The sequence below is a fragment of the Neolewinella aquimaris genome (assembly GCF_014197245.1).
GTDB classification, from domain to species: domain Bacteria; phylum Bacteroidota; class Bacteroidia; order Chitinophagales; family Saprospiraceae; genus Neolewinella; species Neolewinella aquimaris.
In genome coordinates, this window is record NZ_JACIFF010000007.1 from 299,484 (window position 1) to 326,095 (window position 26,612).

Annotated in this window: 16 protein-coding genes; 11 read left to right on the forward strand and 5 right to left on the reverse strand. The window is 58.6% G+C overall.

Going from position 1 to position 26,612, the window contains the following annotated elements; all coding sequences use genetic code 11:
• Positions 1-11 precede the first annotated feature (11 nt).
• Positions 12-3,524: a hypothetical protein gene (locus GGR28_RS14425; protein WP_183496514.1), complete on the forward strand. Its 3,513-nt coding sequence runs from the start codon at positions 12-14 to the stop codon at positions 3,522-3,524.
• Here GGR28_RS14425 and trmB read toward each other — a convergent pair.
• Positions 3,515-4,282, reverse strand: coding sequence for a tRNA (guanosine(46)-N7)-methyltransferase TrmB (gene trmB, locus GGR28_RS14430; RefSeq protein WP_183496515.1), 768 nt, complete (start codon positions 4,280-4,282; stop codon positions 3,515-3,517). The two genes, GGR28_RS14425 and trmB, sit on opposite strands and share 10 nt — an antisense overlap.
• 238 nt (positions 4,283-4,520) lie before the next feature.
• Between trmB and GGR28_RS14435 the strand changes: the two genes are divergently transcribed.
• Positions 4,521-4,769, forward strand: coding sequence for a hypothetical protein (locus GGR28_RS14435; protein ID WP_183496516.1), 249 nt, complete (start codon positions 4,521-4,523; stop codon positions 4,767-4,769).
• Between the two features lie 40 nt (positions 4,770-4,809).
• Here GGR28_RS14435 and GGR28_RS14440 read toward each other — a convergent pair whose 3' ends face one another.
• Entirely contained in the window at positions 4,810-6,540 is a 1,731-nt protein-coding gene (locus tag GGR28_RS14440) for a tetratricopeptide repeat protein (RefSeq protein WP_221233898.1), read from the reverse strand.
• Between the two features lie 233 nt (positions 6,541-6,773).
• Here GGR28_RS14440 and GGR28_RS14445 point away from each other — a divergent pair, with 233 nt between their 5' ends.
• Positions 6,774-8,675 carry a patatin-like phospholipase family protein gene (locus GGR28_RS14445; protein ID WP_183496517.1) on the forward strand — a complete coding sequence of 634 codons (1,902 nt, stop codon included), beginning with the start codon at positions 6,774-6,776 and terminating at the stop codon, positions 8,673-8,675.
• Here GGR28_RS14445 and GGR28_RS14450 read toward each other — a convergent pair.
• Both GGR28_RS14450 and GGR28_RS14455 read right to left on the reverse strand, forming a co-directional pair.
• Positions 8,631-12,218 (reverse strand): reprolysin-like metallopeptidase, encoded by a 3,588-nt coding sequence (locus GGR28_RS14450; protein ID WP_183496518.1) that lies wholly within the window; start codon positions 12,216-12,218, stop codon positions 8,631-8,633. The genes GGR28_RS14445 and GGR28_RS14450 overlap by 45 nt on opposite strands.
• Positions 12,219-12,277: 59 nt before the next feature.
• Complete coding sequence (locus GGR28_RS14455) at positions 12,278-13,759, reverse strand: S10 family peptidase (RefSeq protein WP_183496519.1); 1,482 nt, start codon at positions 13,757-13,759, stop codon at positions 12,278-12,280.
• Between the two features lie 50 nt (positions 13,760-13,809).
• Between GGR28_RS14455 and GGR28_RS14460 the strand changes: the two genes are divergently transcribed.
• From GGR28_RS14460 to GGR28_RS14470, 3 genes are all read left to right on the forward strand, one after another.
• Complete coding sequence (locus GGR28_RS14460) at positions 13,810-15,603, forward strand: ABC transporter ATP-binding protein (RefSeq protein WP_183496520.1); 1,794 nt, start codon at positions 13,810-13,812, stop codon at positions 15,601-15,603.
• A gap of 171 nt (positions 15,604-15,774) precedes the next feature.
• The gene (locus GGR28_RS14465; protein WP_183496521.1) at positions 15,775-17,166 is read left to right on the forward strand and encodes a YfcC family protein; all 1,392 of its coding nucleotides are present in this window, start codon (positions 15,775-15,777) and stop codon (positions 17,164-17,166) included.
• A gap of 323 nt (positions 17,167-17,489) precedes the next feature.
• On the forward strand, positions 17,490-18,422 hold the full coding sequence (locus GGR28_RS14470) for a hypothetical protein (RefSeq protein ID WP_183496522.1): 933 nt from the start codon (positions 17,490-17,492) through the stop codon (positions 18,420-18,422).
• 133 nt (positions 18,423-18,555) lie between these two features.
• Here GGR28_RS14470 and GGR28_RS14475 read toward each other — a convergent pair whose 3' ends face one another.
• Positions 18,556-20,271 (reverse strand): membrane dipeptidase, encoded by a 1,716-nt coding sequence (locus tag GGR28_RS14475; RefSeq protein ID WP_183496523.1) that lies wholly within the window; start codon positions 20,269-20,271, stop codon positions 18,556-18,558.
• A gap of 559 nt (positions 20,272-20,830) precedes the next feature.
• Between GGR28_RS14475 and polA the strand changes: the two genes are divergently transcribed.
• From polA to recA, 5 genes are all read left to right on the forward strand, one after another.
• Positions 20,831-23,650: a DNA polymerase I gene (gene polA, locus GGR28_RS14480; RefSeq protein ID WP_183496524.1), complete on the forward strand. Its 2,820-nt coding sequence runs from the start codon at positions 20,831-20,833 to the stop codon at positions 23,648-23,650.
• A 30-nt stretch (positions 23,651-23,680) separates the two neighbouring features.
• Positions 23,681-23,998: a hypothetical protein gene (locus tag GGR28_RS14485; protein WP_221233899.1), complete on the forward strand. Its 318-nt coding sequence runs from the start codon at positions 23,681-23,683 to the stop codon at positions 23,996-23,998.
• A gap of 457 nt (positions 23,999-24,455) precedes the next feature.
• The gene (locus GGR28_RS14490; RefSeq protein WP_183496525.1) at positions 24,456-24,926 is read left to right on the forward strand and encodes a hypothetical protein; all 471 of its coding nucleotides are present in this window, start codon (positions 24,456-24,458) and stop codon (positions 24,924-24,926) included.
• Positions 24,927-25,000: 74 nt separating this feature from the next.
• Positions 25,001-25,369 (forward strand): nucleotide pyrophosphohydrolase, encoded by a 369-nt coding sequence (locus GGR28_RS14495; RefSeq protein ID WP_183496526.1) that lies wholly within the window; start codon positions 25,001-25,003, stop codon positions 25,367-25,369.
• A 160-nt stretch (positions 25,370-25,529) separates the two neighbouring features.
• Entirely contained in the window at positions 25,530-26,609 is a 1,080-nt protein-coding gene (recA, locus tag GGR28_RS14500) for a recombinase RecA (RefSeq protein WP_183496527.1), read from the forward strand.
• Positions 26,610-26,612: the final 3 nt, after the last annotated feature.

Sequence of the window (26,612 nt, forward strand, 5' to 3'; positions counted from 1 at the left end):
ACCAGACACATTTGCTGCGTTACCCACGAGTGATCCCAAAATCGTTGTGGCTGGTCCTCTGCCTGCTCGGGACCGGTATGTTATCGGGCCAGGGATCGGAGTTGTCGAACGTACGGGAGCGGATCATTGCCGTAAACCCGGCGGGCCAGCTGGTGGATTCGCTCACCATCGCACCGGGGAGCCTGGAAATCATTGCTCTTGACGGGCGACGAATCCCCGAAAGTGACTACCTCCTGAGCGGACGTTTTTTGCGCTGGATGAGCACCGATCTTCCCGATTCATTGCACCTGCGCTACCGCGCCCTACCCTTTGCGCTGGACGAACGGATGCGACTCATCGACTCGACGCAACTGCGGCGGGAGGAAGCCGGCCTCGTGATCGGCGCCTACGACCCCTACGTGCGCTCCGGCCTGCTCGACAACGACACGAAAGTGCAAACGCGCGGCAGCTTTAGTCGGGCCATCAGCTTCGGCAATCGGCAGGACCTGGTCCTCAACTCCGCCTTCAACCTGCAACTCAACGGCGAGCTCGGCAACGGCATCCAGGTGGCGGCCGCCATCACCGACGAGAACCTGCCCGTGCAACCCGAGGGGACCACCCAGCAACTGCGGGAATTCGACCGCATCTTCATTCAACTGCGCAAGGACCGCACCCAGCTTACTGCCGGCGACTACGAGCTCCGCAACCCGGAGGGCTACTTCATGCGGTACTACAAAAAGCTGGAGGGGGCCACCTTTACGACCATAACGGGAGAGGGCGGGGACGCAGGAGCATGGCAAAACAGTGCGAGCGTAGCCGTTGCCCGCGGTCAATTCATTCGCCAGAACATTACACCGGGTGAGGGCAACCAGGGGCCGTATAAATTGACGGGCGACGGGGAGCAACGTTTTCTGATCGTACTGGCGGGTACCGAACGCATCTACCTCGACGGTATGCTGCTGCAGCGGGGACTGGACGCCGACTACGTGATTGACTACAACCTGGCCGAACTCACCTTCACCACCCGCCGGCTCATCACCCGCGACGTACGCATCACCGCCGAATACGAATACGCCGACCAGCGCTACCTGCGCACCCTGACGGCCGGCAGCAGCCGCTACGAGAGGGGGAGAATGACGGCCTACGTTAACCTGTATTCTCAGCAAGACAGCAAGAATGCGACCGGCGACCTCGAACTCACCCCCGCGCAGCGGGAAGCCCTGAGCCTGGAGGGCGACACCCCGGGCGGCGTTGCCGTGACTAGCATCGACACCCTGAACGGAAGGGAAGAACTGCGGGCCACCTACGAATTGCGCGATACCACCATCGGGTGCGCGGTCGATCAATTCTACCTATTGAACAGCAACGACCCCGTGCGCGGCCGCTACGTTGCCACCTTTACCGATCGCGGTCCGGGCGGCGGTCCCTACCGGCTCGATCCGGAGCGGCCGGCCAACGAGCGCATTTACCTCTTCGTGGGCTACGACGAAAATTGCCGCCCCCTGGGAAGATTCGCGCCCGAGATCGATCTGGTCGCGCCCCAGCAGCAGCAACTGTTCTCCGCCGGCGGGGCCTACCGCCTGGGGGAAGAGGGGGCCATTCGGGTCGAGGGCAGCCGCAGCAAACTGGACCTGAATCGCTTCAGTCGCCTCAACAGCGGGGACGACGTTGGCCATGCCCTGCGGATAGATGCGGACCGTACTCTCCGCATCGGGAGCGACAGCAGCGGATGGGCGATTGCGGGGCGGGGGCGTTATGAATTCGTCGAGAAGACCTTCAACTTCATCAATCCCTACCGCTCTCCCGAATTTTACCGCAATTGGAACCTCAGCAACCGACTGAGCACGATCCGACCCGAAGCGGCAACCGAGCAACTGGCGGGCGGGGGCATCGGGCTACTCCGGGAGGGCATCGGGCGGATCGACTACGACTACGAGCAGTTCACGCGTGGGGACTCTTACGGGGGACGGCGGCACGAGGCACTCCTGCAGCTCGCTCTGGCGGGATGGGAGGTAGCGGGGACCATCAGTCAGCTAAACAACGAAGACACGGAGAGCCGGGGAAACTTTCGTCGGCCGAGTCTCCGGGTGAGCAAGGAATTTACCGCCCTCGGGGGGTGGGAACTTAGCGCCACCTACGGCGGGGAAAGGAGCGTGCGTCGATCGATCGCCACCGATAGCCTTTCGGCCCTTTCCTTCGAGTACGACAAGTACGTAGTGGGCATCGAAGCCCCGGCCACGGATCGCTTTTCCTTTCTGCTCAGTGCCAGCCAGCGCGACGACAAGCTGCCGGACGCCACCGAACTGCGGCGGAGTACTTCGGCCCGGGAGGTCAGTGCCGAGGGTAAGTTCCAGGCTGCGAAGAATCTGCAGGTCGGGGGAAACTTCACCTACCGCGCACTCGAAGTGCCCGGGCAGGACCTGGTGGAGGATCGCCCGAGCAGCACCTTTCTCGGTCGTCTCGACGTGCGGGCCGAAGCCCTGAAGCGGTCGTTTACCAGTCAGACCACTTACCAGGTTGGCAGCGGACAGGAACCCCGGATCGAGTTTCAGTACCTCTACGTGGGCCCCGGGCTCGGACAGTACATCTGGCAGGACAGCCTCTACAACAACGACGGACGCATTCAGCCCAACGAGATCGAACTGTCCCCCTTCCCGGATATTGCCGATTACATTCGGGTCAGTGTATTCAACAACAACTTTATTCGCACCGACAACGCCGGCATCAACCAGCGCTTCAACTGGGATCCCGACCGGCTGTGGCGTGGTACCACCGGCATCCGCAGTTTCCTGCGCCGCATCGCGCTCAATACGGCCATCAACATCGACCGGAAAACGCAGCAGGCCGACGACATTCAGCCCTGGAACCCCTTTCAGCTGGCCGTAGCGGATAGTAATCTCGTTGCTCTAAACGTACGGCGGCGCCACGGGCTTTTCTTCAACCGGGCCAATCCCCGCTACGACATTCAGCTCAGCAACGACGAGCAGCGCAACCGCCGCGTACTTACCACTGGTTACGAAAGCAGTCGGCGCGAGGAATGGGAACTTCGCTTCCGCTACCGCCCCAACGACCAGCTTAGCCTCGAAACCGCCGGCATTACCGGTCGCCGGGAATCCGACTCCGAGCGCTTCAACGAAAAGGACTACAAGCTCGTCTTCCACCGCCTCGAACCCAGCGTCAACTGGCAACCGGGAGAATTCAGCTTTAACACTACCCTGACCGTAGGCCGCGAGGAAAACACCCTGCCCGAGATCGACGGCGAGTTCACCCTCCGCCGCGAAGCCAAATTCGAGGGCAACTACCGCAATTGGATCAACGCCAGCCTAAACTGGATTCAGATCGACTACGAAAACGGCAGTCCGAGCAGCCCGGTAGGATTCGCGCTCCTCCAGGGCCTACAACCCGGTCGCAACCTCCTCTGGAACGCCAGCCTCACCCAGCAACTCGGCGAGTACCTCCAGCTCAACCTTATCTACGACGGAAGGCAAACGGGGGAAGCCGCAGTCGTACACGTGGGGAGGGCACAGGTGACGGCTCAGTTTTGAAGCTTGGGTTTGTGAATTGTTGAGTTGTTGGGTTGAGGCATTCCGCGATCACCAAGGATCTCCCCGTCGCCAATGCGGAAGCGGGTGTAGGTGATGGTCTTTCCCAGCTTGCGGTGCATCTTTTCGTAGTAGGTGCGGGTGGCGAGCTCCGGCAGCGGGTAGGGACGGGCATCGATGTCGTGGTCGTGGTAGAGGATCTCGACGGCGGGTTGGTTCGCGAAGGTTTCGAGGGTCCAGTCGTAGAGCTCGCGGCTGTCGGTTTTGAGGTGGACTAGTCCTCCCGGCGCGAGAATGGTACGGTATTGGCGGAGAAACTGGGCGGAGGTGAGGCGGCGGTTTTCCTTGCCTTTCTTCAGGAAGGGGTCGGGGAAGGTGATCCAGATTTCGTTTACTTCGCCGGGGGCAAAAAAGTGGCTGATCACCTCAATGCGGGTGCGGAGGAAGGCGGCGTTTTCCAGTCCTTCGGCGAGGGCGGTGCGGGCTCCTTTCCAGATGCGGGCGCCCTTTACATCGACGCCAATGAAGTTGCGTTCCGGGTACTGCCGGGCCAGATCGAGGGTGTATTCCCCCCGTCCGCACGCCAGTTCCAGGGTGATGGGCCGATCGTTGTTGAAGTGCTCGCGGGCCCAGTTGCCGCGTAGGTCCACTACCGCTCCGTTGAGCCCCGTGAGTTCGGGTTTTGTGGGTTCGAAGCTCTCGTAGACGTTGGGAAAGGTGAGATTCTCGGCGAATTTTTGTAATTTGTTGCGGCCGGCCATCTAAATTATCGGTTAGTGGGCGGCAAAGATAGCCCTGACCCGTTTGGCGATTGGCAATACCAGCTTGTAGTCTCCCGCAGTTTGTTCGAATTTATTTGAAACAGAATTAATATTTGGTAGAATATCTGAAAAAAAAACTGCAAATTTGCTTTACTGGAATTACCGAAATTTATAGTACGCTTTCACACCTTCCGTTTTGAACCCAGAAACAAACCTCCAACGACTGCGGCTCCAATTTATGGAGTCCCGGCGCGCATCCAGCGAAAATACCATGCTTTCCCCGGCCTATCGGCGGAAGAAGTATGCCCTATTCCTCATGCGTGCCATCTGCCTAGCCTCCCTCTACTTTCTGCTGTGGGATTACACCTGGCTACGCTGGACCTTGATCGTAGCTCTACCCATCCTCGGGTTTCAGTTCTTCTCCCTCGTGGGGTGGCGCTACTTCCTGGAGCGTAAGCTGCAACGCATGCAAGAAGGCGTTTCGTAGCAACACGGTATAGGGCGGCGGCGCGCGGGTGCAAGGTGGGTCACTTAATGCGCGAAGAATTCAGGTCCACATCCGCCGTGGCCCAGGCACCTTCCAGTCGGTCGGCAACGGTAGCTTCCATTTTTTCATCGCTTAATCCCTTGTAGGCAGCGCGCAAACCGTGCAATGCCCATCCATTTTTGGGATAGGTAAGCAGATCTTCCTCGTACACCGGTATGGCTTCCGCAAAGCGGCCGGATTCCAACAGTACCGCGCCCAGGTGGTGGCGGACCGAGAAAAACCAGTCGGGGGGCTCCATATAGGCGAGTGCATCTTCCACCTCGATGGCGTCCTGCAGCAGCCGGATGGCGTCATCGTAGCGCCCCTCACTGGCGGCGATCTCTCCGGCCAGGACATCCTCGGCAATGTCACAGACCGATCGGGCCATATTCACGCCGATAGCTAGGCTATCGAGGCTCGGATCCGCCGCGAAGCTGCGCAACTGAAGCAGTTCCTCACGTGCCCGATCGATATCCTGCTTACCCAGATGGGCCATTCCCCGGGCGTAACTCCGGATCACCTTCGGATAGGTGAGGTCGCGGCGACCGTCGAGGGCATTGAGAATTTCGTCCCAGCGGCCGAATTTAACCAGTACGTAATCGGGAATGGTATAGAAATGCTGGAGCAGGCCCAGAGCCGGTACTCCGATCAGATCGTTGTCCGCGTGGCGGGCGATGCGCTTGGCCGCATCGATGGCCCACTCACTCTTTCCCTCCAGGGTGGCGGTGGCGGCCAGGAAGTGATAGTTGTGCGGATGGTAGATGAGCGGATAGGCACCCTGGGCCCGGCACGCGGTGATGTAGCTGCTATCCACCTTCACCGCCGCGATGTTGGCCAGGGAGCCGGCGTGGTAGTCGCCGGTACGGATATAGATGTGGGAAGGCATGTGCACCAGGTGACCGGCACCGGGAACCAGCCCTTCGTCCAGCCGACGTGCGCTAGGCAGCCCCTTTTCCGGGGTGTGGGACGCCTCAATGGCGTGGATATAAAGGTGGTGGGCTCCGGCGTGATCGGGATCCATAGCCAGGATTTTGTCCAGATTGGTGATGATCTCCGGGGTCCAGGGGCGGGTTTGCCCTTCCTTGTCCCAGAGGTCCCATGGGTGCAAGTCCATCAGGGACTCAACGAAGAGGGTACCGACATCGGCGTTGTCCGGGTGATCGGCGTAGGCTTCCCGCATCGCTTCGGCGTAATCCTGGTCGAGGGCACTACGGTCTTCCGGAGCCTGTGCCGCGTAGCGTTTGGAGAGGGCGGTGATCAGCGACTTTTCCCACGGGGCCACCCCGTTTTCGGCGAGTGCCAGCGCCTTCTGCGCGGCCTCATACGCACGGGGGTAATTATCCGGCTCCATTCCGGCATTGTAGTTCGGGCCCAGGACGTAGGCGTAACCCCAGTGCGCCATCGCGCAATCGGGTTCAAGTTGGGTGGCGTGGTAGAATGAGCGGGCCGCTTCGGCGTGGTTGAATCCGTAGGCCAGTACCAGTCCCTGGGTCACGTACCGACGGGTCAGTGGATTTTTGGAGGTAATGGGAAACTGTAGATTGCCCATATCCTCGAAGAGCGGGGCTTTTTGCCCCGAGGTATACCAGTCGAGGTCATTGGTCGCCGGGGTACAATTGCTGGTAGATACCCTCGCGGCGGTGTAGGCCGGCGGCCGCTCGGAGCGAGAATTGCAAGTAGTCAGGAGCACCCCGCCCAGCGCGATGAGGAGTGTGAGATAGAGTGAACGCATAGTGATAAGTGTTGAGGACGGTAACCAGAGCCGATTGCGATTCCTACTTACTTCGCTCCCGCGCGCCGCCGCCTGCGAATTAGATAAGTACACTTAAAATAGGGTTAAACGCACCTAATTATCAAGTTTGAACGCATTATTGTGGGGTCAACCGTGGCTTTTCGATACGGCGTGGGCCAAATCAGCGGTAATCCCTAAATTACCTGACCACCCTTTCTTACACTCATCTACCCATGCAAACCCAAGATTACGAGCAGGCCGTTTTTGACATTCTGGAAGACCTGCGGGAATACCGCAACAAGTGCGGCGATCGCTTTCGTTTTTCCGACATCCTCCAGGAGACTGAAGTAGATGGAGAACCGACTACCCTACAGTACGTAAACCTGGTACAGGAGGGCGGGGGCGTACTCGGCATCGCCCTGGTGGGCTTCACCTACGTGCTGGAGGAGATGGGCATCCGATTTCTGAGCCTCGGCGGCACCAGTGCCGGATCGATCAACACCCTGCTGATGGCGGACGCCGGCGCCCCGGAAGAAAAGAAGAGCCGGCACATCCTGGACCGAATCGCCAGTAAGCGATTTAGTGATTTTGTCGATGGCGGTAGCGATGCGCGCAGGCTTACCGAGCTGATCCAGTCGGGCGTAAAGTTTGGAAGTGCCGCCAATATGGCATCGAATATGCCCTCCTTACTGCTGGCCTGCGGCAACCTCCCCGAGGTATTCAACGACTTCGGCATCAACCCCGGTGATCATTTTGAAGACTGGCTTTCCCAACTCCTGAACAACAAAAGCTGGCAAGCCCTGAGCGACAACCTGAGGAACCTGCCGGAAAACCTGATGCACGTATCCGACTTCGGCAATAAGAAGCACCCCATCGGAGTGGATGAGCTGGAACCTAAGATCGCCATCGTAGCCGCCGACATCACGACCCAGACCAAGGTGGAATTTCCCCGCATGGCCGGCCTGTACTACGAGCGCCCGGAAAACCAGGATCCGGCCTGCTTCGTACGGGCCTCGATGTCCATTCCCTTCTTCTTCACGCCGAAACGCGTATCGCTGAGCTGGACCGAGGGCCGGGAAAACGAAATACGCCGACGGTGGCGCAAGCTCGCGGGCTACTCCGGAGAGCTGCCCGAGGAGATCCTGTTCGTCGACGGCGGGGTAATGTCAAACTTCCCCATTGATCTGTTCCATCAGGCGGACACCGTACCCCAGCGCCCCACTATCGGCGTAAAGCTCGGCGTCGACCGCAAGCACGCCAGTAAGATCACCTCCCTGGGTCAGTTTTTGGGCAGCATGCAGGAGGGGGTCAGGAACCTGCGTGACCTGGAGTTCATCCGCAACAACCCCGAGTACAAGGACCTGGTGGAGTACATCGACGTGGAGGGGTTCAGCTGGATCAACTTTAATATCTCCGATGCCGAAAAGATGCGGCTGTTCCGGCGGGGTGCCGAGGCGGCCAGCAACTTCCTGCGGCGATTCAACTGGTTGGAGTACAAGTCTAACATCAAGACCAATCTCCTGCAGCGCATCAAACCCGTACTCTGGGAACTCAGCAACATTAAGGACCTGGACCACACCCTGGAGGCCTTCGGCATCCGCGACAACGAAGACGTCAAAAACAAGATCGCGTACCTGAAGGAGCGGGAAAAGCCCTACAACGTCCTCTGGATCGACGATAAACTCACCTACCCCCTGCCCATGGCCATCCTCGATCGCCTGCATACTTACTGCTACACGATGCGGACGAGCGACGAGGCCCAGCAACTCCTGATCCACAACAACCGGGTGAGCGACGACCCCAACGACTGGATCGACCTGATCATCAGCGACGTTACCCGCGACGAATCGGAGGGCGACGAGCATACGCGGGGCATCGGCTTTGCCGCCATGCTCGCCCATGACCCGGTACTGAAGGACATTCCGGTACTGTTCTACGCCCACCGACGGAGCGAACTGGAGGAACGCTACGGTCAGGAATTACCGAAAAATGTAGTCAACCACGAAGACCGCTACACCATCATGCACGGCGATTTCATCGCGGAGGTAGTCGATGCGATCTACGCCCGGGCCAGGGCACACCGATCGGAGCTAGCGACGCAACACGCGCCGGACGGCACCGTCGACTCGCAGTAGATACATGCCTCCGGGGAGATGGCCGACCGCCACCACTGCCGATCCCGCAGATACCGGCACCAACTGCCGCAGCAACGGCCGACCGGTAAGATCGTACAGCTCGATGCTGATGTCGCGGTTGCCCACCGCCGACCAGCGCAGTTGAACGTCTCCGGCGGTAGGATTGGGAAACACGTCCAGCGTAGCCTCGAGCGGGCTGACGTAGCGTACCGGACTGATCGCATCGGACGTGATAAGTACATCGTGGTAGGTGACGGGCAGGTATCCCCCGCCGGCGGTGGTGACCACGAAGCCGAAATCATCGGTTCGGGAAGTACTGTCGGTGTTTTCGTAGACGAGTCGCCCGGCGTTGATGTCGGCCTGGGTAAAGGTGTCACCGGCCATCATGGTTAGTCCGCGGAGTTCGAGTCGGCCCAGGGCAGGCAGTTGAGTGAGGATGTAGTACGTTCGTCCGGCATCGTCGCCCTCGCTATCCACTTCGAGTTCGCTGCGCAGCACGGCGTTACGGCCCAGGGGTTGTACTTCGGTGGCATCGTTGACCAGGGTGCGGGGCTGAACTACGGCGGCGTCGGCGCAGAATTCCACGTTCCATCCGACAATTTGTCCCACGGCGCCGTTGGTTTCGCTTACGGATACGGTCAGTATCCATTCTCCGTAAGTGTCCTCGCCGTTGAAGGCTTCCAGTTTTCCTTCCGGCCGGAAGACGCGCTTATCGTCCGGTGGGCAGGCGACTTCCTCGGGGGCGTCGTCATCGAATCCCAGGTTGATGGAATTGGTGCTGAAGCACTTTTCGGAATAGAGCTTTACGACGGTACCGGCGGGGCTCGTGAGGCTGATCGACACCTTCGAGGCAAACTGATAATTGACCGTGACGTTCGGCAAGTTGAGGTCATTGATGCTGCCGCGGCGTTCGATAAACAGCTTCGACTCCCGGGTGAATGTCCCGCCCGATCCAGGCAGTCCGATCGGCGTGTCGGTGCTGCTCACGACATCACACTTGCTGCTGACGGTGTGGAAGGAGGTTGTTTCCGTCCAGGGGCCCGGCCCGCAGGCGTTAACCGGTCGTACGCGCCAGAAGTAGAGGGTGTTGGGACTAAAAAAGTTATCGGGCGTATACACTGTTTCCGTCAGTCCCGTAGCGGCGGCAAAAAGATCGCGTTGAGAGAAAGAGGGCGAGGTGGCAATCTGTATCTCGTATTCCTGGGCATTGACCGATGGTGTCCAGTCGAATTCGGTGGTGAGCACGATCCCCTCGGTACCTTCGGCGGGGCCGGCCAGCAGCAGGTCGCTGAAATCATTGGCAACTACGTCGAGGACGATCTCGCGGCGGCTGCTGTCGCGCCCCGGAGCGGCGACGACGATGGGTACGGTAAGTCGGCCGCTGGTGACGATTCCCCCCAGGTCGAGGGTGAGGGTGGTGGTTTGGCCGGGCAGCAACTGGGTGCGGGCGAAGGAGACCAGCAGTCCTGCGGGAAGGGCGGCGGTATCCAGCGATACGGTAACGGGTTCGCTGTAGCCGAGCACGCTGCCCGCGGTGAGCGTGGCCGTTACGGTTTCGGGGAGGCAGACGCTGCGGTAATTGAGGTCGGATTCGAGGGTGTAGGTCGCGAATTCAGCGGCGGCGATGGAAAAATCCTCGTCGTTCATGTTGAAGAAAATATTGTCGGCTGCTTCGACGATCACCCGCATGGCGGTACCGGTGGTATCGGGGACGGTGACGAATGCGCTTCCGGTATTCGCGACGTTGGCAGCGAGGACCCGCTCGAAGGTGATCCCGCCGTCGCCGGACAGCAGGATGTTTACACTTTTGGCGAAGATGGGGAAGCCATCCGTGCCCGCTACGTCCCAGGTCACTTCGCGGTATTCCCCGACGCGCCACGGCTCGTTGTTCACGAGTTCGGGGTTCAGGACGGTGAGGGGACCGACGTCGGCCACTTCGAAGCGAACGGTGGCCCAGTCTACCCCACCGGCGGCCTCGTTGTTGTCGCGGGCGGTGAGCCGGAAAGTCATATCTCGGGCGTAATCGGGCAGTACCTCATCGTTGGAGCTGATGTTATTGGCTACGCGGTCGATGCGGGGAAAGTAGCGGGTGAAGCCCTCCGACGAGGGGGCCACCGACCGAAACAGGGGTGCCGTACCCTCCGGATCGTTGATGTCGGAGGCCGGGCCGAGGTCGTACTGTTCCCAGTTGTAGGTAAGCTGTTCGGGGGGGTCGTTCGCGTCGGTGGCCGTACCGGTGAGCCGGAAAGGGGTACTGCGCGGGATGAAGAAGCCATCTTCGTAGTCGATCCGTACTTCGGGAGTGACATTATCGGTTTCGATGATGGTCGCGCAGCCGCTTGCCGCTCCCTCGCGGGTATAGGTAATGAACTGCTCGAGGCTGGCGGTGTGGTAGTAGGCTTCTTCGGGCCCGATGTTTTGGTCGCCGCAGGCGCCCGCATACGACATGATGGTGGTGCCCGAGCCCGGCTCGTAGGCCGTATTGCCGGCGCGCTGATCCTGGGCCGGCGGACAATTGTTGAAGGTGTGGGATACCGTAAACTGGTGGGCGATCTCGTGGGCCATTACCCGCTCGGCGGTGCGGGCCACGTTGGTACCCTGCAGGCAGGTCACGCCGCGGGTCTTGCTGCCGCTACAGGCCAGACCGCTCACGACGCCGCCGACGTCGATACAGCTGGAGGTGAAGATGTGGCCGATATCGTAGGCGGTAGTGGGGACATTGGCGATATTGAAGGCTTCGATCACCTGATCGAGTAATCCGCTGCCCTCATCTGAATCGGTAAAGGGGTCCGTTTTGGCATCGAGGTAGATCAGGTCTTCCGACACCGCGAGGAGGTTCATCCGTACGCCGACCTCCCGCTCGAAGATGACGTTGATGGTGCTGACGGCGGTGTTGAAGGCGGCCAGCACGTCTTCCTTTTTGCCGCCCACGCGCTGGGCAAACTCACCGGTATTGGTCAGGGCCAGGTCGTACTGACGAAGCTCGCGGGCAGCGGCCTTGCTCTTGGGGGTAAACGCGGCACCCGCGGCCCCGCCCGACTTATCGTTCTGCACGGAATTTAGCGGGTCGGCAGGGTCGTAGCCGCAGGCGAGGGGGAGGTTATTTTCCGGGTCCGTATACTGATCGGAATAGAAAACGAGGTGGCGTCCGTCGTTTTCCCCGGCCGGCTGGATGGCAAAAGTGCCCGCCGGACCGCGCAGCAGTGCGTCTACCCCGCGGTGAGAAATGGCAATGCGGCCGGCTCCCCATTCCCCCTCTACCCGGTAGCTGCCGATGTCGGGATACTTCGCGGCGAGCCTGGGCTCGAATACCGGATCGCTGACCGCGATAAAGCTGGCGTGGGTGCCGTCGGGCAGGGGAAGTTCGATGGTCCTGCCCTTCGCGAAGAGTTGCTGACGGAACTGCTCCAGATCCAGGCTGGTTTCCAGGTGGTTCCCGCTGATTTCCTGATTCGTGTTGGCGTAAGCGGTAAACTGGAAGGCAGACTGGGCGGGAAGGGCGGCCCCCGTCAGGAGTAGGCAGAGGAGTAAAAATCTGGGCATGTAGGGTCTTTAAGGGGGAATAAAGGTAAAGCCGGCGGCCCGCGCAAAATGTCGGGTAGCTAGTACCGTGCCGGTTTTTCGCCGGGCAGAGCACTGCGGATAAACTCCCGCAGATCTTCGTTGGCGGCTTCCAGGTCGGGCCGGCGCAGGTACATCATGTGGCCGCTGAAGTAGCCCTTGAAACTCAGGCGATCGCGCATACGGCCGCTGGGGTCGAGGTGCCAGAGGCTGTACTTGGCGTCGTAATAGTTGGTCGCCCCGTCGAAGTAACCCGACTGCACCATCACGTTGAGGTAGGGGTTCTGGGCCATGGCCTGGCGGAGGTTGGGGCCGGTGCGGTCGCCGGAGCGGTCCCAGGGATGGACGGGGCCGAACATGTTGTACTGCAGGTCGGTGCGGAAGCCCAGCTCCTCACGCAGGTAGTGATTGATGGCCGGGGTGAAGGAGTGGAGCCAGCTGGTGAGCTCGCTGTTGTAGTCGGGTGACTCCCCGGCGGCCATGGCGTCGATGCCCCGGTAGCGGCTGTCGAGGCGGCCGACCGTGTAGTTGCCGGCTTCTTCCCCCCGCAGCAGGTTTTTCCAGAAGTAGCTGGTGGAGATCATCAGGTTGTTGTCGATCCATTCCTGGGGGTCGAGGCCGGAATAGCGGGTGAGGGTGTAGGCGATTTCGCTTTTCCTTTCCGCATCGAGGCTCATGCCGGCGGCCAGGGCGGGCAGCAGTTCGTCGCGGGTATAGGTTTCTACTTCTTCCAGCAGCGTTTCCAGCTCCTGTTCCTGCTGGGCGGGGGGGAGGCGCTTGTGGTACCAGGCCGCGGCGGCGAAGTAGGGCAGGCGGTTGGCGGCCTCCACGATGCCGTCGCGGGGGATGCCGATCTCGGTGGGGGAAACCAGGACGACCCCGTTGAGGTACATCCAGCGGACGTTCTGCAGTTCGAGGGCCAGGCCGGAGACGCGGGTGGTGCCGTAGCTCTCGCCAATCAGGAATTTGGGGGAGCGCCAGCGGTCGTGGCGGCTGACCCAGTTGCTCACCCAGTCGGCCAGGTAAGTGATGTCCTGGTTGACGCCGAAGAACTGCTCCCGGTCCGCCCCTTCGGCCATGCGACTGAAGCCGGTGTTGACGGGATTGACAAAGACAATGTCCGTCACGTCGAGTACCGAGTAGGGGTTGTCGCTGATGCCGTAGGGTTGTACGGGGTAGCCCTCTTCGTCGATGTTCAGGACCTTGGGGCCGGTGTAGGCCAGGTGCATCCACACCGAGGCCGAGCCGGGGCCGCCGTTGAAGCTGATGAGCAGGGGACGGTTGGGATCGTCTACGTCGCTGCGGCGGTAGTAGGTGTAGTGCAGTCCGGCGGTCACCTTTCCGCCGTCGTCGTATACGGGTTGCACGCCGGTCTCCACACGGTAGGGGACAGGTTTCCCCTTGATGGTGATGGTGTTAGTGGAGATGATCGCCGTGTCCATCGGCAGTTTCCGGCTGTGTTCCTGGGCAAACAGCGGTAGGGCGAAGAAAAGGCAGAGCAGGGCGAGCGGGTGGCGGATCATTTAATTTAGCTTTGTGGTCAGGTATCCAAAGTGCTAAAAGTATCGAAAAATTGAAAGGCACCCTGCGGCAGTGGGCGGAGTTCTTCTCCAGCAACCCCTACCAGCATTTGTTAAGCACTTCCTGGCACTACGCCCGGGGCATGCGGGGGCGCTACGTCCTCATCTACGTGATGTTCACCTGCGTGAACCTGATCGTGTCCGTACAGCCCATCATTTTTGGCTACTTCATCAATTACCTGCAGGAGGGCAGGGGTGACCTGACCGCGGCGGCGTGGATCTACGGTGGGGCATACATGGCTACCATTCTGGGCTTCTGGGCCTTCCAGTGGCCCGCCCGTTTGATGGAGCGGCGGATGGCCTACGAGATCAGTCGGCGGCTGCTCATGGAAACCTACGACCGGGTGGTCCACCTGCCCCTTGAGTGGCACCGGCGGCACCACAGCGGAGATACCATTAACCGCACACGCAAGGCGTACGAGGCACTCAAAGCGTTCTTTGACGACGGTTTCGTGTACTTCCAGACGCTGGTGCGTATGCTGTTTTCCATTGCGGCCATCATTTACTTCAGCGCAATTTTTGGCGGGGTCGCGGGTGCAACGGGAATTCTAATCGTGCTGGCCGTACTGGCATTCGACCGACCGATCATCGCGGTAACCAAAGAAACCAACGAGCGGGAAAACGACCTGCTGGCCGGGCTCACCGACAACCTCGGCAACATCATTACCGTCACCACCCTGCGGCTCGGCAAGCAGACCCTGAAGCGGATCGACAAGCGGATCTCCGCCGTTTGGCCCCCCTTTCTACGTAATACACAACTCAACGAGCAGAAATGGTTCACCACCGGCGTGCTCATCGGGCTGATGTACGCGATTATCGTGATTGGCTACGTACACCAAAATTACGTGCCGGGGGAGGTGTTTTTGGTAGGGGGGCTCGTAACGCTGATCGGCTACGTCAATCAGTTCACCAACATGTTCAATGCCCTGACCGGACAGTACAACACCGTGATCCGGCTACGCGCCGACCTGGCCGCCATCGACCCGATCACCGAGGCCTACCGAAAGCGGGCCCGGCCCGAACTACCGCCCGGCAGCAAGGTGGTGAAGGACTGGCGGGAAATCAACGTCGACGGGCTGCACTTTACCTACGATCGGGAGAATGAGGAATCGCGGGGCCTTACCGACGTGAGCCTCACCCTTGGCCGCGGACAGCGCATCGCCTTTATCGGACCCAGCGGAAGCGGGAAGACTACCCTCTTGTATAACCTGCGCGGCCTGTACCCCCCCGACGCGATCACCGTGCGCTTCGACGGACGGCAGGCCGACTCCCCCGCTCAGTTGTACGAACAGACGACGCTGATTCCGCAGAGTCCGGAAATCTTCGAGGACACCATTCTGCAGAACCTCACCATGGGCCTCCCCCGCAAACCCGCCGCCATCGAAAGGGCCCTGCACCTCGCCGCCATGGAGGACGTGATCGCCAACGCCGAGAACGGCCTCGAAACCCACCTTTCCGAGGGCGGCGCCAACCTGAGTGGTGGGCAGCGGCAACGCCTCAGCATCGCCCGCGGCCTGCTCGCCGCCGACACCTCTACCCTACTGCTGCTCGACGAGCCCACCAGCAGCCTCGATCCCCGTTCGGAAACCCTGGTGTACCAGCGCCTCTTCGCCGCCTTCCCGGACAAGACCATCGTTTCCACCCTGCACCGCCTGCATCTGTTGCGGGAATTCGACTACATCTACTACCTGGAAGGTGGAAGGGTCGTGCACGAGGGCACCCTGGAGGAGCTGCTGGAGGCAAGTGAGCTGTTTCGGATGTTGTGGGAGCAGCAGGCCGCCGGGTAGCGTCGACTTCAGTCGACAAGCTGCCTATACTTTCAGCATGACGGCTGAAGCCGTCGCTACTCATGCTTTAGCAATCATCGTCATCGTCCTGCGAGTAGCGTCGACTTCAGTCGACAAGCTGCCTATACCTTCAGCGTGACGGCTGAAGCCGTCGCTACATATCTTTGGCCCATGCCCCAACCCCGCCCCTGGTACGCCAGTATTCCCCCACCTCTCGTCATGCTTTTTGTGATCATCGTTGCCGTGACGGTAATGACCTACCTGCTTCCGGCCGGCCTGTACGAGCGGGTGGAAATCGACGGTCGCTTACGGGTGGTGCCGGACAGCTACGGTGAGGTTCCCGCTACCCCGGTGGGATTTTTTGAAATGTTCCGGGCCTTCCCGGAGGGTTACCGGCTGGCGACTCCGGTGATCTTCATCTGCCTGGCCAGCGCACTCATGTTTTCGGTGCTCGAGCGGACCCAGACCATCGAGAATGCCGTCGGGCGACTCGTGTACCGAATGGGGACCCAGCGAGCGGAGCTGTTGCTCATCTTGCTCACCCTGGTTTATGGACTGCTGGGCGTACTGGTCGGCTACGAGAACAACATCGCTACCGTACCAATTGCCGTGGTGGTCGTGCTCGCGCTGGGGGGTGATCTGGTGCTGGCTGCCGGCGTGAGCCTGGGGGGTATGACGGTAGCCTTCGGGCTCTCGCCGATCAATCCGTATACGGTGGGGATCGGGCACGAGATCGCCGGGCTCCCCCTGTTTAGCGGGTGGTGGCTGCGGAGCGTACTGTGCTTCGGGGCACTGGGCATCACGGCCTACTATAATGTGCGATACTACCGACGGCTACTGGCCAACCCGGAATCGGGGATCGGGCGCGGGTTGGATACTTCCGGACTGGCGCTTTCTCGGCCGCTGGCCGACTACCGAATCAGCCGACGTAACTGGTGGTTGCTGGCTGTGTTTCTATCCGGACTCGGCGTCGTGCTTTACGGAGTTTTCCAGTGGGGCTTCGGGATCAATGAGATTTCGGCCGTTTTTCTAATCGTTACGGTCGTTTGCACCCTTACCAGCGGACTTACCGCACGATCCTTTACGGATGCGGCGATGCGCTCGGTGGCGGAAATGGCGCCGGCTACCTTCATCATCGGTATGGCGGCAACGGTGAAGGTGATCATGGAGCAGGGGCAAATCCAGGATACCATCAGCTACGGTCTTGCGCTGGCGCTGGATGGGCTGCCCACTTATGCTTCGGCCGTAGGGATGTCGATCGGTCAGAGCGGCATCAATCTGCTCATCCCCAGCGGTAGCGGTCAGGCCCTGGCTACCCTGCCGGTGATGATTCCGTTGGGGCGGGCGCTTGACTTGAGTCCGCAGATCGCCATCCTGGCCTTCCAAATCGGGGATGGGGTGACGAATCTGTTCAATCCTTCCCTGGGCGGACTGGTCGCCATGCTCGGCATATGCCGGGTGCCGTTTGACCGCTGGCTGAGGTTTGTTTTGCCGCTCACCGGGATTTTGTTGGTTTGGGCATGGATCGGGCTGCTGATCGCAGTGGCGATTGGCTACAGTTAGGGGATGAATTTCTTTAACTTAATTTTATTAACACCCAAATAAGCCAAAAGAAGCGGGCGTTCAGGAGAGGAATGGCGCTGCGCGGGTTACCCCGATCGGAACTTTTGCTCTGATCGATTTCATGCTTTTGCATGGCCGGGGATCCCGCTACGATGCCTTCACCCCCTCCTTCCGACTATTTTTTGTCAGAAGGTGTCTCATTTCTTTAGCAACCCGACATCCCGCTTTGGGATTACAGCGGATCGCCTCATCCCGTGGTATTCACGGGATATGATCAGTATTGTCTCTCGCTTCATTAAACCACTGTTTACCTAATCATTGTTATGAGAAATTTCTCCCTGCGAGCAGCCGCCCTGCTGCCCCTTTCTCTTCTTGTTTTCTCGTGTGAGCAAGAACCCGTCGTCGAAGTAATGGAGGTCGCCACCACTGCTCCACGCTTCATGGACTTTCCTACCGCTAAGGGCGGTTCGGCCACTCTCGGAAAGAATGCCGACGGACCGGCCGTGACCGTAGCTATGGCCGAGTACATTACCGGCGCCGACAGCGACGAGATGGGTAATACTATTCTCTTCAACAACCGCGGAAACAAGCAGCTCGACTTCGACTTCGTGCCCGGCCAGTCCCTCGACGGTTCCGACGCCATTTCTTACTACATCGATGAGAGCCGCCCTTCCGACGACGTACCCGTAGAGGTCAGCACGGATGCCATCGTTCGTTCGATGGATACCTGGGACAATGTCGATTGCTCCGACCTCGACCTGTTCCGTGTTCCGACCGACGGTCGCGCTACCGGATTCTACGCCGCCGCCTACGGCTTCGGTGGTAGCTTCAACTACGTTGCTGATGTCGTTCACAACGGTTGGCTGCCCGCCGCCTTCTTCGATCGCCTTGCCCCCAACGGCAGCCGTTCGATTCTGGGTGTGACCTTCACCCTCGTGTTCATCAACCCCGACGGCTCCTTCCAGGATGCGGACAACGACGGCAAGGGAGACGTCGCCTGGCGCGAAATTTACTACAACGACCGCTTCAACTGGAGCAACGGTAGCGGCATCGACATCGAGACCGTATCCCTCCACGAAGCCGGCCACGGTCTGAGCCAGGCACACTTCGGCAAGGGCTTCCGCAAGAAGGACGGCTCGGTTCAGTTCTCTCCCCGCGCCGTCATGAACGCTACTTACTCCGGTCTCCAGACCGAAGTCGACGGCACCGACAACGCAGGCCACTGCAGCAACTGGGCAAACTGGCCCAACAACTAAGCGATACACTACACAGACCCCATTTTAAAGGAGAGACTCCGTCCGTAAGGGCGGGGTCTTTTCCTGTTTAGAATAGGTTTGGCGGGGACGCGGGAGCAGTGAATTTTAGGATGAGCCAGCGATGGGTGGCGCTCTAGGCGACCAAAGGTTGTGTTTCTAACACTTCAGTACTCCTACTGAAATGGTTCTCTAAGAACGTCTTGCCGTTGTTGTACATCAAATCCCTTACCTGCGCTTCGACATCGTAAATGTGATATGTATTATCGAATTTATTGTCGTTTTGCCGCAACGCTTCTATCATTTCCACTATACCGGTTTCCAGCTGCCTATACTCAGTTACGTTCCGACAACCTTTGATGGTATTGATCAGTCCATCACAGTCTGACCCGATACAGATGTGGTGCCAGGCTTTCGGGCCTCCTACCTTTACGATGTGGAGTATGTTGTTGCATAGGTGCAACAGGTGCTCGCGCTCCTTCTCCTTACGCCTTATCTCCCGTAGTTTGGGAGCCAATTCTTCCACGCTGGAAGTTGCTACAAAAACACGTGATCGCTCCTCGTGCGTCATGCTGGCAACTGCTTGCGCCAGTGTCTCGGTAAACTCCTCCTCTTGCTCATCCCTTATTTCCTCCTGGTGTAGCTGTTCGAAGAAGCGTTCCTCGTCAGTTACCTCCTCAATTTCATCCATCTCTCTTCCGTTGTTCAGAGATGGGGCAGCGCTAACCTCCACTGCGAGAGCATCATTTAGCGGGTCATCCGTGTTCATGAGTTTTTTGAATTCATTGCCGTCAAAGTATTCGCGCAGCTTCTTTTTACATCCCAACTGTCGCTCATCCAGGATAAGTCCGATTAAACCACCCGATGCGACGATTTCCACGATGTCTTCATCGTAGAGATTTATTGAGGTGGGATTAAAATGCGAAACCAGTTGACCGAGTCGCAAACCTTCCGGCCGTGAGTATTTGACACTATAGTTGTGCTCCTTACCCAGGTAATGTGTCTTCTCGTGGTACCGTTTCCGCACTTCATGATCCCAACTTATACCACATATTGCTACGTGGGAGGCGATGATCGGAACGGAGGCAGCTCCCATTTCGTCACGCAGCTGATAAAAATGCCTTCTTGACATGAGACTCATGTGCTTGACGTCGATGAGAATATTATTTCCGGCACCGGGGGAAGTATCGTAGCATCTAAGAATTACTTCTCTTCCCACTTCGGTAATGCCCATGCCCTGGGGCAAGAACTCCGTCATCCTTTTGGCATTCACAAATTTCAGGGAGTGTGCGTGCGTGCATAGCGCGTTCCTGGTAAAATGGCAAAGGGTGAGGTATAGGATTCGATGTCTAAAGTGCTTTAGTTTATCTACATAGAAGATTGGGTCAGCGGATTTGGTCGGTTTTAAAATGTGCCCCCCCTCGATGGCTAGCACCAGATTAGTCTTACGTTGGGTGAGGTCTTGCGCATCCGAGACGATCTTAAATTGCTTGGCCGAATTTTGCAGATCATGACTTTTTTCCAGGTGGACCACCTCTTCCTCAAAGCTGGTGAAATAATTCTTGGTCCGGACCCTTCTTAACATTCTTCGATCTAGGGGAGAAATTGCCGGCAGCAGGGTTTTTACCAAGCCTGTTTTACCTAGCCCTTTCTCCATTACATATATCGTGGCTACGGATACTTCTACATCGCCGTCCTGAATCTGCTGAAGACTGGATTGTGAATCGATGATGCTCCCGAATAGCTTGTCGATAAAGTTATTGTACGTCTTCCAGCAATCGTCCCTACCATCCGGAGTAGAGTGGCTCAGGTATGACTTAAAGGAAGGGTGGTTGTGCAGATCGAAATACATGAATGACGGGTTGAGTGAAACAGCGAGAGGCATCCGCTAGTCAGGATGATTTGGCTTGCAAGCCATCGCAATCCATGGATCCAGTCGTGCAAATATTCATCCTACGGCCACTATTGAAGTAACCCGGATGACTCTACCGTTTTATTACCTTATGTACATACCGCTGCCGATCAATATCCAAGTAGAACAGGTACATGCCGGCTGCCAAGTCCGTAATGTCTACCGACTGTTTGGTGAGGTTGGCGAGGGGGACCGTCCATCCGTCGCGGGTGCTCGTAATGGCCCCGCAGGTATGTTGTTACGATGACCGCAAAACGGGAGTTTGCCGTAAGCCGCCCATCGAAGCTAAGTCTGGAGGTGTTCTCATAAGTGGTGAGCTTTCAATATATAGACACTGTGGTGTTTACCGCATGTTTAAACTTTGTTGCGGGAGCTTGCCGGCCCAAAATCATTAGTTATGGGGAGAAGAAACTTTCGGGCGTTGCTGGAGTGGGATGCCACATTTTGTCCGCACTGAGTCAGCGTAGGGTGAAACCCCATGCTGCCCTATCTTCGCCCCATGCCCAATCCTGCTACCGACAAACGCCTTTTTCTGCTCGACGGCCACGCCCTGGTGTACCGTGCGCACTTTGCCTTCATCAACCGCCCGTTGATCAACTCGAAGGGGGTGAACACCTCGGCAATGCACGGATTCACCCGGACGCTGTGGGACCTGATGAAGAACCAGCAACCCACCCACCTGGCGGTCGTTTTCGACCCGGAGGGACCCACCTTCCGGAATGAGCTGGCGGCCGACTACAAGGCCAACCGGGAGGAACAGCCCGAGGACATCGGCATCGCCTTTCCGTACATCCATCAGATCCTGCAGGCGTTTAAGATCCCGATCATCATCGTGCCCAACTTCGAGGCGGACGACGTGATCGGCACCCTGTCCAAGCAGGCGGCCCGGCAGGGGTACGAGGTGTACATGGTGACGCCGGACAAGGACTACGGCCAGCTGGTTGAGGAGAAGATCTACATGTACAAGCCCAGCCGTATGGGCAACGGCATCGAGATCCTGGGCGTGAAGGAGATCATCGAAAAATGGGGCATCACCCATCCCCTGCAGGTGATCGATATGCTCGGATTGATGGGCGACTCGGTCGACAACATCCCCGGTGTGCCCGGCATCGGCCCCAAAACCGCCCAGAAATTTATCGAGCAGTACGGCAGCATGGAAGCATTGCTGGAGAACACCGACAAGATTCGCGGCAAAAACCAGGAACGCCTGCGGGAATTCCGCGATCAGGCGATCCTGAGCAAGCGACTGGCGACGATCGACATCGAAGTGCCGATCCAGTTCGATCCGGACGCTTACATTATTGAAGATTTCGACCGGGATTACCTGACCGACGTCTTCCGCGAACTGGAATTCCGCAGCATCGCCAACGAAATCTTGGGGATGGAAGAGGAAATCAAACCCCCGTCGGCTCAGGGGGATCTCTTTGCTCCTTCGAGTGGCACGGCACCTGCGTCCCCGCCCCGCCGAAGCTCCTACAAGGAACCGCCCGCCCACACCGTGGCGGACGAAAACATCGGCAACACCGAGCAGAATTACCATAAGGCCGAAACGGCCGCCGAGCGCGCCGCCCTGCTCGATCAGCTGACCCAACAGGAACTGATCGCCTTCGACACCGAAACGACGAGCGTCGACCCAACCTCCGCCGAACTGGTGGGCCTCTCCTTTGCCTGGAAAAGCGGAGAAGCCTACTACGTGCCCGTACCCGCCGACCGCACGGAAGCCGAAGCCATTGTGGCCGAATTCGCCCCCCTGCTGGCCGATGAAAACGTCAACAAAGTGGGCCAGAACCTGAAATACGACATGATCGTGCTCGAACGCTACGGCGCCACCGTGAAGGGCAAGCTCCTGGATACCATGGTGATGCACTACCTGCTGCACCCCGACAAGCGGCACAAAATGGACCTGCTCAGCGAGGAGTACCTGAACTATAAGCCCGTGCCCATCGAAGCACTCATCGGGAAGGGAAAGAAGCAGCTCACGATGCGCGACGTGCCGGTAGAAAAGGTGGTCGACTACGCCTGCGAAGACGCCGACATTACCCTACGCCTCTACCACGCACTGTGGCCGGAACTGGAAGAGGAAGGACTGGTGGAACTGTACGAAACGGTGGAAGCCCCGCTCATTCCGGTACTGCGCGACATCGAACTGGCCGGCATCAACGTCGACGGCGAGTTTTTGAACGCTTACAGTAAGGTGCTGACGGAGGAACTGCAGTCGATCGAGCGCGAAATCTATGCGGCGGCCGGCTCCGAGTTCAACATCGGCTCGCCGAAACAGATCGGGGAGATCCTCTTTGGGCGCATGGGCGTTCCCTACAAAGGAAGCAAAACCAAGACCGGACAGTACAAGACCGACGAAGCTACCCTGGCGGAAGTGAGCGTTGATTTTCCGATCGTGAAACTCATCCTGCGCCACCGCAGCCTGAGCAAGCTACTGGGTACTTACGTCGATGCCCTGCCTCTGCTGATGAACCCCGAGGACGGGCGCATCCACTCCAGCTTCAATCAGACCATCGCCGCTACGGGCCGCCTGAGCAGCAACAATCCCAACTTGCAAAACATCCCCGTGCGTACGCCGGAGGGAGCCGAGATCCGGAAAGCTTTCATCCCGCGCGACGAGAACCACATTCTGCTGGCTTCCGACTACTCCCAGATCGAGTTGCGACTGGTTGCCGCCCTGAGTCAGGATGAGGGTATGCTCGATGCCTTTAAGACGGGCAAGGACATTCATACGGCCACCGCCGCGCTGATCTTCGACGTCCCCTACGAGGAAGTCACCCGCATCCAACGCTACCAGGCCAAGACGATCAACTTCGCGATCCTGTACGGTGCCGGTGCCCAGCGGTTGACGCAGGAGCTGGAGATCAGTCGGGCCGAAGCGAGCAAGCTCATCTCCAACTACTACGAGCGCTTTACGGGTCTGAAGCAGTTTATGAGCGGTACGGTCGAGCAAGCAAAGGAAGAGGGCTACGTCACTACCCTGCTGGGGCGGAAGCGCAGCCTGCGCGACATCAACAGCCGGAGCAGCCTGGCCCGCGCCAATGCCGAACGGATGGCGATGAACACCCCCATTCAGGGCACGGCGGCCGACATGATCAAGCTGGCCATGATTCGGATCCATAAGGCCCTGCGGGAACAGGGATTCAAGACGCGGATGATCCTGCAGGTACACGACGAACTGGTGTTTGATGCGCCGAAGGACGAGGTGGAAAAAGTGACGCCGCTGATCGAGGAACTGATGCGGGAGGCCATTCCAAACCTGGACGTGCCGATCGTCGTCGAAACCGGAACGGGGGAAAATTGGTTGGAAGCGCACTAACCGGGGCACCGCGCCCTAATTTTTGCGCCTATGCCAAGAAAGGGGAAGAACTATACGGAGCGAATGTCGGGGCCGGTGGGCGAGTGCGAACTTTGTGGACGTACGAAGCCGCTGACGGAACACCATTTGATTCCGCGGGCGGTACACCGGAAGACGTACTTTCAGAAGCGGTTTACGAAAGAGGAGATGACGCACCGGAGATTGCTCCTCTGCCGGCAGTGCCACAAGGGGATTCACCGGATCGTGCCGGACGAGAAGGAGCTGGCGCGTGAGTTCAATACCCGCGAAAAATTGCTGGGGGACGAGCGGATTCGGCGGCACGTCGAATGGGTGGCAAAACAGCGGTGACGGGTGGGAAATAAAAAAGGCAAGCCGGATTGCACCAGCTTGCCCGAACATTAACCAAAAACCCAGCAAAAGACATGACCTTAAATTTTGCGGTATAGCCGAATAGAGGGGATTCGACAACCGCGATAAGGGCAGGACATGCAGGAAACCGCCGCTACGCTGAGCAACGATCCCGGTTTGTGGGACGGTTAAGTTCAGCGGAACCTCGAATGCTTCCCCGCGGGTCAATTTGGTCAAACGCAGTGCGTTATTTCCGTGACGCACTACGCATATTTGAAGTGAATTTTGGTCGAAATGTTCGGTGTTTATCCCATTTATATAGATAAAAGCAATGTTTCAACCGCGTAGAATCGGGCAAACAAGCGCCCCCCGCATCCGTTGCAATGATTGCTACGCACGGACCGGCGCAATCACGTGAACCAAACCGTTCGGGCAACAAACCGAAAATCTATACTACATGCAGCTTACCAAAGAGCAGGCCGAAACCAAAAAGGCCGTTGCCGCCCGACTACTGACCATCAAGGAGAACTCCTACAAGAACATGATGTCGATGCAGAGCGCCGACCTGCAGGAGGCGGAGGAGACTAATGAGAACGAGCAGAATATGTTTGAGGACGGTAAGGTCGACCAGTCGATCAACCGTGTCGAGGCCCGCGCTTCCGTTGTGGAGGCCCTTCAACACGACATTAACGTGCTATCCAACATCGAAGAAATCGAACCCACCGAGGAAATTCAGCTGGGCGATATTATCGAAACCGACCGGGGCAACTTCTTCGTCGGTGCGGCCAGCGATGAGTTTGAGGTAAACGGTAAGAAGTACCGGGGCATCTCCACCAAAAGCCCCCTTTACCTCGCGCTGCGGGGCAAGCACAACGGCGACTCGGTCGAAGTGAACGGCATGTCCTTCAAACTTAAAAACTCCTTCTAACCCCCCATCGCTACGATTCTACGAACAGGGTGCTGCACGTTCAGCGCCCTGTTCGTTTACTTTCCCCCTCCCCCATGACCATACAGGAAGCCCAGCGGACCGTAGACGAGTGGATCAACACCATCGGGGTGCGCTACTACGGCGAGCTCACCAATACGGCGATCCTGATGGAGGAGACCGGAGAGGTAGCCCGGCTTATGGCACGCTTGTACGGCGAACAGTCCTTCAAGAACCCGGATGATGCCGCCACCGCTCCCGCCAAGCTCGCCGATGAGATGGCTGACGTGCTCTTCGTATTGATCTGCCTGGCCAACCAAACCGGGGTCGACCTGACCGAAGCGCTACGGCAGAACCTCCTCAAAAAGACCCACCGGGATGCTACTCGTCACCGTAACAACCACAAATTGCAGGAGGGCGGCGGCGCGCAGGAGCAGCGAACTTAATTTCAAACAAATTTCGTAATCATTTAGCTTACACATCGTCGTTTGTATGCAATTAGCGAACTTTTATTCGGCTATAAAGGCCTAAAAGCTTGCGTGGTACGAACAACGTGTTTATATTTGTAGCGTCGCAAAACAAAAGCAGTTTCAAACAAACAGGATAATGGCAGATAACAACAAAGACACCGCCGCAAAGCTGAAGGCCCTCCAGATGACGATCGACCGTCTGGACAAAGCCTACGGTAAGGGCACCATCATGCGCCTTGGCGAGAGTCAGGCCGCCAACGTAGAAGCGATCCCCACCGGCTCCCTGGGCCTGGACGTGGCGGTCGGCATCGGCGGCTTCCCCAAGGGTCGGATCATTGAGATCTACGGCCCCGAATCATCCGGTAAGACGACCCTGGCCATCCACGCCATCGCCGAATGCCAGAAGCGCGGCGGCATCGCCGCGATCGTCGATGCGGAGCACGCCTTCGACCGTTTCTACGCCCAGAGCCTGGGTGTTGACACCGACAACCTCCTCATTTCCCAGCCCGACAACGGCGAACAGGCCCTCGAGATCGCTGAGAACCTCATCCGTTCCGGTGCCGTCGACATCCTGGTTGTCGACTCCGTAGCCGCACTCGTGCCCCGTGCCGAGATCGAAGGCGAAATGGGCGATAGCAAAATGGGCCTTCAGGCTCGTCTGATGTCCCAGGCCATGCGCAAGCTTACCGGTACGATCGGCAAGACGGGCTGCTGCTGCATCTTCATCAACCAGCTGCGCGAGAAGATCGGCGTGATGTTTGGCAATCCCGAGACCACGACCGGCGGCAACGCCCTGAAGTTCTACGCCTCGATGCGCATCGACATCCGTCGCACGGGTGCCGCCATTAAGGACAAGGAGGGCAACGTTGTCGGCAACCACGTGAAGGTGAAGGTCGCGAAGAACAAGCTCGCTCCACCCTTCCGCATTGCGGAGTTCGACATCATGTACGGCGAAGGCATTTCCAAGGTTGGTGAGATCGTCGACCTCGGGGTAGATCAGGACATCATTCAGAAGTCCGGTGCCTGGTATGCCTACGACGAAGCCAAGATCGCCCAGGGCCGGGAAGCCGCCAAGCAGTTCATGCTCGACAATCCCGAAGTAGCCGATGAGATCGAACTGAAGATCAAGACCAAGCTGATGGGCATCGAGGAAGAAGCCCGCGCCAGCCGCAACGGCCGCGGAAAAACCGCCGACGCCGAAGCAGCGGAGGCCTAAGGT